The sequence below is a fragment of the Xanthomonas sp. SHU 199 genome, assembly GCF_000364665.1.
Lineage (GTDB): Bacteria > Pseudomonadota > Gammaproteobacteria > Xanthomonadales > Xanthomonadaceae > Xanthomonas_A > Xanthomonas_A sontii.
This window is the reverse complement of sequence record NZ_AQOI01000815.1, coordinates 18,630-27,516: the sequence shown is the minus strand read 5'-3', so window position 1 is coordinate 27,516 and position 8,887 is coordinate 18,630. Positions and strand designations below refer to the sequence as shown.

Here is an 8,887-nt window from a genome sequence, read left to right as displayed (position 1 = left end):
GCCGTCGCCACCCCGCCGCTGTCCACCGTCGCCGTCGCCCCGCGCGAGCGCGGCATGCAGGCCGCGCGCCTGGTGCTGGACGCGCTGCGCCACCGCCAGGCCCTGCCTGCGCTTACCATCGCCCCCGCCCGGCTGTGCCTGCGTGCCAGCAGCCGGGTCGCCCTCTCGCCCGTTCCCGGAGTCGCTGCATGAGCCGTCGCCCGCTGTCCAACACCGCCGCCATCGCGGTGGTCAGCATGATCTTCTTCACCTGGGGCGGCCTGACCAGCCTCAACGACGTGTTGATCCCGCATCTGAAAGCCGTGTTCCAGATGAACTACGCGCAGTCGATGCTGATCCAGTTCACCTTCTTCGGCGCCTACTTCCTGATGTCGGTGCCGGCCGGCGCGGTGGTGTCGCGGGTCGGCTACAAGGCCAGCATCGTCATCGGACTGGTGGTGGCGGCGATCGGCGCAGCGATGTTCTACCCGGCCGCGCGCCTGCCCTCCTACCCACTGTTCCTGACCGCGCTGTTCGTGCTGGCCAGCGGCATCACCCTGCTGCAGGTGGCGGCCAACCCATACATCAGCCTGATCGGCGCGCCGGAGAAGGCACCGAGCCGGCTCAACTTCGCCCAGGCGCTGAACTCGCTGGGCACCACCGTATTCCCGTGGCTGATCGGCCCGCTGATCCTGGCCGGCGCGGTGCTCGGCGCCGACCAGATCGCGGCGATGAATCCCGCGCAGCTGTCCGCCTACCGCATCGAACAGGCGCGTACGGTGGAGATCCCCTACCTGATGCTGGCCGGCGGCCTGCTGCTGCTGGCGGTGTTCATGCTGGTCATGCGGGTGCCGTCGCTGCGGGAGGACAAGGATAGCGGCGCCGAGTCGCATCACCGCTTCGCCGACGCGCTGCGCCACCCGCATCTGTTGTGGGGCGTGGTGGCGATCTTCATGTACGTGGGCGCGGAAGTGGCGATCGGCAGCTTCCTGATCAACTACATTTCCGGCCCCACCACCGGCGGCCTCAATGAAGCCGACGCCACGCACCATCTGTCGTACTACTGGTTCGGCGCGATGGTCGGCCGCTTCGCTGGCGCCGCGCTGCTGCAGTTCATCCCAGCGCGCCGGCTGCTGGCGGTGTTCGCCGGCATCGCCGCACTGTTGCTGGTCGTGACCATGGTCAGCACCGGCCACGTGGCGATGTGGAGCGTGATCGCCATCGGCCTGTTCAATTCGGTCATGTTCCCGACCATCTTCACCGTGGCCATCGAGCGCCTGGGCGTGCTCACCAGCAAGGCATCGAGCCTGCTGATCATGGCGATCGTTGGCGGCGCCATCGTGCCGCTGGTGCAGGGCCTGCTGGCCGATGCGATCGGCATCCAGCATGCCTTCGTGGTCCCGCTGCTGTGCTACGTCTACATCGTCTGGTACGGCTTGCGCGGTTCGCGCTTGTCGCCGGAACTGACGGCGGCCGCGGCCACCGCTGCGCCGACCGCGCGCGTGATGCACTGATCCGCTGATCCGTTCCCGGCACGGCGGCGCACACGCTGCCGCCGTGCGCCGCCGTCTTCCCTTCCCTCACCCAGCTCGCCAGCCAACCGCATGAACCTGCCCGCCACGCCCCTGCCCGACTTCGCCGACGCCGCCGTCCTGCGCGCACACATCGCCGACACCATGGCCTTCTACCACCCGCGCGCGATCGACCCGGCGGGCGGTTTCTTCCACTACTTCCGCGACGACGGCAGCGTGTACGACGCCGGCCATCGCCACCTGGTCAGCAGCACCCGCTTCGTCTTCAACTACGCGATGGCGGCGATCGAGTTCGCCGACTCGGCGCTGGCCGCCGAATACCTGGACGCCGCGCGCCACGGCCTGCGCTACCTGCGCGAGGTGCACCGCGATACCGCCAGCGGCGGCTACGTGTGGACCCTGCGCGACGGCGTGGCCGAAGACCGCACCCAGCACGCCTACGGCGCCGCCTTCGTGCTGCTGGCCTACGCCACCGCGAAGAAGGCCGGCCTGGACACCGACGCGTGGATGGACGAGACCTGGCAGCTGCTGGAAACCCGCTACTGGGACGCCGCCGCCGGCCTGTACCGGGACGAGGCCACCCCGGAGTGGACGTTCTCCAGCTACCGCGGCCAGAACGCCAACATGCACCTGTGCGAAGCGCTGATCGCCGCCTACGAGGCCAGCGCCGAGCCGCGCTACCTGCAGCGCGCGCTGCTGCTGGCCGACCACATCACCCGCCGCCAGGCGGCGCTGGCGGGCGGCCTGGTGTGGGAGCACTACGACGCCGACTGGCAGGGGGACTGGGACTACAACCGCGACAACCCCAAGCACCTGTTCCGGCCGTGGGGCTTCCAGCCCGGCCACCAGGTCGAGTGGTCCAAGCTGCTGGTGTTGCTGCACGGGCACCTGCAGGCGTCCACCGGCACCGCGCCGGCGTGGCTGCTGCCGACCGCGCGGCATCTGTTCGACACCGCCCTGGCGCACGGCTGGGACGCGCAGCATGGCGGCATCGTCTACGGCTTCGCCTCCGGTACCGAAGAGGCGCCGGTGGTCGGCGCGCCCGACGTGGCCGCGGCGCCGACCTACTTCTGCGACGACGACAAGTACTTCTGGGTGCAGGCCGAAGCCATCGCCGCGGCCTCGCGGCTGCTGGCCGCCACCGGCGATGCCGCGTATCGCAACGCCTACGACACGCTGTGGGCGTACTCCTGGGAGCACCTGGTCGACCACCGCTACGGCGCCTGGTTCCGCATCCTCAGCCGCGACAACCGCAGCTACAGCGACGAGAAGAGCCCGGCCGGCAAGACCGACTACCACACCATGGGCGCCTGCCACGACGTGCTGGCGGTGATGCGCGGCAGCAAGGCGTTCGCGTAACGCGAACAGGTTGGCGTGTCGTTGGGCGTCCTGTAGAGCGCCGGGCTGATCCGCCTGGCGTTTCGCGCGCGTCGCGTCGGGGCCGAAGCCCCTCCCAGGGGAGGATGGCCCAGTGACGCCCGTTTGGGAGCGCCGCCAGTCAACCGACCGCGCGCCGAAGCGCCCCGCCGTCGCTGGCGAACGAACGCTGGCTGCTGCATCTGGCTCGTCGTTCTGCGCCACACGCCCCGCGCCGCGGGGCGTATTCGCCTTTGCCGGTCTACGGCGTCCCATCCGCCGCCGCCGGCTTGGCGTCGTTCGTCCTGGCATCTCCCTGTGCCGGCCGCTGCCGCACCTGCTCGATCGGCTGATTGGCCGAGTCGGTGCCCTGCTGCAATGGGTCGCGCTGCGGGGCGGGCTTGCTCTCGAAGGTCAACGGCGGCTGGCCGACCTCGGTCTGCACGCTGCCGATCTCGCCCTGTGCGCGCCGCGCCTTGACCTGCTCGATCACCGGATTGCTGCACGAGCCTTCGATGAAGTCGGCGCGCTGCAGCTCGCCGTTCTTCATGTCGACGAAGACGCTGCCGGCGTCGGCGGCGTTGCGCGTGCTGCTGGTCACCATCCGGCTGCCGCGCGGCAGGGTACGCGGATCGATCTTGATCACGTGGGTGGTCGGACGGACGCCGCAGTAGCTGTACTTGCCCTCCGAGTCGGCAATGAAGTAGGTGCCGTCCTCCATGTACATCCGCGCGCCGGGGATGCCCAGCTCCTCCGGATCCTTCACCGAGTTGCCGTTGCAATCCACGAACACCTGCCCGACCACACAGCCTTCCTCGCCGAACACACCGCCGCTGATGTCCACCTTCCAGCGCGACTCGTTCGAGCAGACCTGGCTGGGCCCCTGCACGCGGGTGCGACACTCGGCCTGGGCGCGGTTGATGCCGTCGCCCTGCATCGCCCCCACGCCCAATCGCACGCGGTAGGCCACGACGACCTCCGCGCCAGGATCGATGCGCTCCACTTCGATGCGCAACACCGGCCCGGGCGCACCCTGCACGCTCAGCAAGGTGGCGCCACGTGCGCGAACGCTGCCCTCGACCAGACGGAAGCCGGCAGGCAGGCGGTCCACCAGCACAGGGCGCAAGGCGATGCCGGTACCGCTGTTGCGGATGCGTACCGTGTAGCCGACCAGATCGCCGACCTCGGCCTGGCGGGTGGATCCGGTCTTCTCCACCGACAGCAGGTTGGACAGCACCGGCTTGGGCGTCTCCACGCAGGCGTTGTCCTGCAAGCTGCCCTGCGCCGCGGACAGCGTGGCCAGGTTGAACAGGCCATGCTGGGGCGTGCCGGCGACGCAGGCGTCGTCGTCCTGGTTGCTGCCGGCGGCGACCTTCAGGTGCAGATCGAGCAGATACGTTTCGCTGCCGCCAGCGGCGAGCGTGCGCTTGCTGGCCAGTGCCCACGCCCCGCTCCCCTCCAGGCTCACGGCGCTTTCGCTGCCGCGGGTGGAGGTGGCGCTCAGGAGGCGCGCATCCGCATCGAACTGCGGCGTATCGGTGAGCGCGTACTCGCCGGCGCTGCCGCCGATGTTGGCCACGTCCAGCCGGTAGCGCACGCTGAACTCGTCGGCCGTGCCGGGTACCAGTTGCGGCGTGCCCACCACGCGCTTGGTGACAGTGAAGATGGCGCGGATCGCATGCTGCGTGCGGCACTGTTCGGGGTTGATGCAGGCCGGGTTGTCCGCACCGCTGGGGACCACGACGTTGCTCACGGCACCCGTGGCATCGGCCGCGACCTTGGCGCTGTAACCGAACACATGACTGCCCGCCGCGGTCCCGCTCGCCAGCGTGCACGTGAGGATCTGCCCCGCCACGCTGCAGGTGCCGCCGCTCGGCGTCATGATCGAAGCAACGTCCAGACTCAGCTTCTCGCTCAGCGTATCGGTCAGAATGACCGGCGCCGTGGTCGCCGCGCCGGTGACGTTCACTGCAAGGCGATAGGCGATGCGATCGTTCGGCGCGACCTCGCTGCCGCTGGCCGGATCGGCGGACTTGACGACGGTGATCCGGGCATCGGGGTCGTTGACCAGGTCGCAGACGATCTCCACCCCGCCGACCACCTCCGCGGCCGGAACCGTATAGGTGCGCGATGCGCTGTCCAGGCTGCCGACCACGCGGTTGCCGATGCTGCAGCGGGTCTCCGCAGCGGAGAGTTGCCAGCCGGCCACCGCGGTTTCGGTGATGTCGACCGCGCGCCCCAACGTCGATACCACGAACGCCTGCGTGCCGGCGCTGGCGGCGTCGCCGTCCACCTGCACCGCGCTGCCGCTGGCACTGGTGGTGACGCTGCCGCTGGCCTGCGCGGTATTGCTCAGGGTGAAGGCGAAGCTGCCGGTGCCGCCGCGCGAGGTCTTGCGCAGTACCAAGGTGGCGCGGGTGAGCAGTTCGGCGAAATCGTAACGTACGCCGTTGCCCTGGCGCGGGACCAGGATGTCGCTGATCACGCTCGGCACCGTCCCGACCGCATTGGCGGTCCCGCCGAGGCTGCCGACATGGCGCTTGCCGTCCGCGTAGCCGGCCGGCTGCGCCTTGACCAAGCGGTAACGGCCGCTGATCACGTTGGCGAACAGGTAGTCGCCCTGCGCATCCGTGCTGGCGGACCGGTTGACCGGCACGTCGTCGCCGGCGCAGGCGATGGCCCCGCTGACCGGCAGGCTGGCGGTCTGCACGATGCCGTCCGGGCCGCTGCTGCAGCCTTCTAGCGTCACCTGCACCGCGGCGATGCCGGCATCGCTGCCGTCGAACTGGCCATTGTCGTTGTCGTCGCGGAACACCTTGCCCGACAGCGCCCCGGCCACGACGCGGGTCGCCGCCGCCGCCGACACCACGGCCCGGGTGAACGGCACGTTGCCGCTGACCCCGCGCATGGTGAAGTCGTTGCTGAACACATCGCCGTCCGCATTGCCTTGTGGGCGCAGCACGATCCGCGCACTGCGCACCTGGCCGTCCGGCTGGCGTACGCCGGCGGCGCTGACCACGCGTACGGCGGTCACCTGCGTCAGCGACGCCGGGCAACCGGCATTGCCGAATTGCGCCTGTGTGCACCAGCGCGTGCTGCCGCCATTGAGGGCATTGCTGGACGCATCCGGATCGCGCTCGATGCTGGCCGCTGCGGCGCTGCTGTAATACACGGTGGACGCGGGACTGCCATCGCCGCTGATCGCGCCCACCGCCGCGGCCAGACCGGCACTGCCGGTGACCCGGCTGGCGCGCGTATCGCCGGTGTACGGCAGTACATCGATCAGATCGCTGCTTTGCACGTCGCCGCCGACGCTGATCCAGCGCAGCGTGTAGCCGATCGCCTGATCCGGCTCCACCACGTCGTTGTCGGCGCGCTTGCTGATCTGGAAGCCGCCGGGATTGCTGATGGTCAGATCGCGGCGCGCCGCCAGACGGCACAGCGTGCCGGTCACCGCGCCAGTCGCGGGATCGACGCTGTAGCCGCTGTTGAGAATGCCGTCGTAGACCCCACCCGAGTTCTGGCAACTGCCGGCGTCGAGCGGGCTGCTGACCACAGTGAAGTTGGGCATCACCCGCGCGTTGGCCGACGCCACGTCGACATTGATCTTGAAGCGGATCGGCGTGATGGTCTGGCCGGTGGTGACGCTGGGAAGATCCCAGACCAGCGTGGTGTAACCGGACTGCGGGATGTTGGCCTGCACGCTGCTGGGTGCCAGCGAGGCCGAGCCGGCGACGTACTGTGCTTCCGGCGGCAGCACGTCGCGCACCTGCATGGTGGTGGTGGTGGGGGTCGTGCCGGGCGAACTCAGCACCGGCCGCAGTTCGTACTCCACCTGCTGACCGGCCATCACCGCGTTGATATTGTTGGCCGGGGTCACCGTGGCCTTGCTGATGGACGCGCGCGCGGCGATCAGCGTGACCACGTCGCCCCAGGCGGTGCTGGTGGCGAAGCGGCTGGTGTCGTCGCCCAGGCCGATCCAACGCACCCCCTCCGCATCGGGCGCACTGCCATCCGGCACATTGCGGCTGCCGATCGCGCCATAGTTGTAGACCGCCGTGCCGTTGTCCCACACATGCCCGGCAGCGACGCCGTAGCCGGAGACCGGTGCGGTCCGCGTGGCCTTGAGCGCCAGTTGCAGCGATGCCTGGGCGCTGGCCGGCATCGGTACCAGCACGCGTGCGCGTACCTTGGTGATCCGCGCCGCGCCGCCCGGCACCGCATTGAAGTCGGCGTACCAGGTCGGCGACTGATCGTTGCCGCAGGTGGCATTGGCCTGATCGTCGCGGCTGGCCCAGCCGTCGCCGACGCCGTTGCGGCCGCCGGTTCCGTATTCGATCACCACATTGCCGTTGGCCCAGCCCTGTGGCTGGCTGCCGGCGATCGGCGCCGCCGCGCCGGTGAGCTGGTACTTGGTGGTGTCCAGTTTCTCGCACAGCACCAGCCCCTGGATCGGGGTGCTGCTGGTGTTGAGGGCATCGACCCCGGCGCCGAAACTGGACCCGTCCTGCACGGTGCCGTCGGCGGTATGCCAGCCGCTGGCGCCTGTGTTCAGATACTGCTTGCTGCCGCCGACCGACACGGTCTTGGTGAAGTTCAGGCTGGCCGCATTGTTGGCGGTATCGTCGGCGCTGAGCGATTGTCCGCTGATGGTGCGCCCACGCACGTTGCTGTAGGTGTTGGTGACGGTGACCGCGGACCCATTGATCATCGGATCGAAGCCGCTGGCCGGAATCCAGATGCTGACCATGCGGGCCGCAACGTAATTGTCGCCGGGACTCAGGTCGTTGTACTCGGTGCCCTGGCGCGGGAAATAGGTGCCGTCGCTGGACAGGTAGGTCCCGCTCCAGGGCGCATCCTTGATGGCGACGTTGATCGGCGCGCCCGGGCCGGACTGGGTGGCGGTACAGGTGCCGCTGTCGCGCAGTTGGTTGGGGGTGCGGCCGGTCCCGCCGTTGGGCATGCCGAAGAAGCCGACGCTGCCGCTGTTGGCGCCGTTGTTGAGCGCGCAGTTGCCGGCAGGCCAGCTGTACAGCACGCCTTGGGTGCGGATCGCGTTCTGCAGCGCGGCCGCACCGTTCGGATCGTTGCTGCTGGTCACCACGATGTCGCTGAGGTTGTCGGTCCAACTGATGCCGTCGGCATCGATCTGCTCCAGCCCTTTGCGCCCGCCGGGCGCACGGATGCCCGCGGCATAGCTCATCACCCAGCCGTCCTGGCCGTTGAGCTGGGTGAACACCCAGCGGTTGCGGCTGCCGTTGGACTGCGGCTGCTTGACCACGTCGTAGGCGCCGCGCGCGCGCACCGTGACCACGGCGTCGCCGCTGTCGGTGGACAGATAGCCGGTCGTTGGCGGCGTCGCCGTCTGCGGACTGGTGAAGGTGGTGGCAGGCGGCGTCAGCACCGCGCCGTTGGGGGCGTTGGGTAGCACCAGCACCACAGGCAGGATACTGCGTGCGCCAGCATCCATCGGGCCGTTGATCACGCAGGTCAGGGTCAGGCCATCGGCGCTGATGCCGCTACCGCTGCCGTCGCACTGCAGCGGCAGCGCTTGCCAGGCGAAGATGCGGTCGCCGCTGGCGCAGCCGGTGGTGCCGGCGGCACAGGTCGGCAGGACCGAGGTGATGGTGACCTGGCTGTCGCCGCCGTCGGTGTAATACTGCAACGCATAGGTCACGGTGTCGTTGCTGCGCACATCGCCGTTGTTGCCGGCGGTGTCCAGGCTGTCGTACGGCGAGGTTCCGGTGATCGCGGCGCCCGAGCCGGTGCGCACGGTGCCGGCGGTCACCGCCGCCAATACGGGGACCGCGTAGACCAACACGCTCAACAACAGCACACGGCGTGCGGCGGTGCGTACGCAGGGGCGTGCGGCCAACCAGCGCAGCAGCCCGCAGCGCGGACGAGGGTGGGACGGCGGCAGCGGCTGGGCGCGTTCGACGGAAGCCATCGTGATGCTCGCGGTGATGGGAGGACAGAATGCGGGAGCGCGATACGCCGCCAGCACGCGGCGCGGCGACGCG

At 69.5% G+C, this 8,887-nt stretch carries 4 protein-coding genes; 3 read left to right on the top strand and 1 reads right to left on the bottom strand.

Annotated elements, in window-relative coordinates:
• The 3 genes from D183_RS0122295 to D183_RS0122285 all read left to right on the top strand — a co-directional run.
• Positions 1–192, top strand: a 192-nt coding sequence (locus D183_RS0122295) for a substrate-binding domain-containing protein (protein WP_026144752.1), incomplete at its 5' end; no start/stop codon positions are given.
• Positions 189–1,493 carry a sugar MFS transporter gene (locus D183_RS0122290; RefSeq protein WP_017910952.1) on the top strand — a complete coding sequence of 435 codons (1,305 nt, stop codon included), beginning with the start codon at positions 189–191 and terminating at the stop codon, positions 1,491–1,493. The genes D183_RS0122295 and D183_RS0122290, both read left to right, overlap by 4 nt.
• A gap of 90 nt (positions 1,494–1,583) precedes the next feature.
• Entirely contained in the window at positions 1,584–2,870 is a 1,287-nt protein-coding gene (locus D183_RS0122285; protein WP_017910951.1) for an AGE family epimerase/isomerase, read from the top strand.
• A gap of 259 nt (positions 2,871–3,129) precedes the next feature.
• On the opposite strand, the gene D183_RS0122280 is transcribed toward D183_RS0122285, so the two are convergent.
• The gene (locus D183_RS0122280) at positions 3,130–8,814 is read right to left on the bottom strand and encodes an SdrD B-like domain-containing protein (protein ID WP_017910950.1); all 5,685 of its coding nucleotides are present in this window, start codon (positions 8,812–8,814) and stop codon (positions 3,130–3,132) included.
• Positions 8,815–8,887 lie beyond the last annotated feature (73 nt).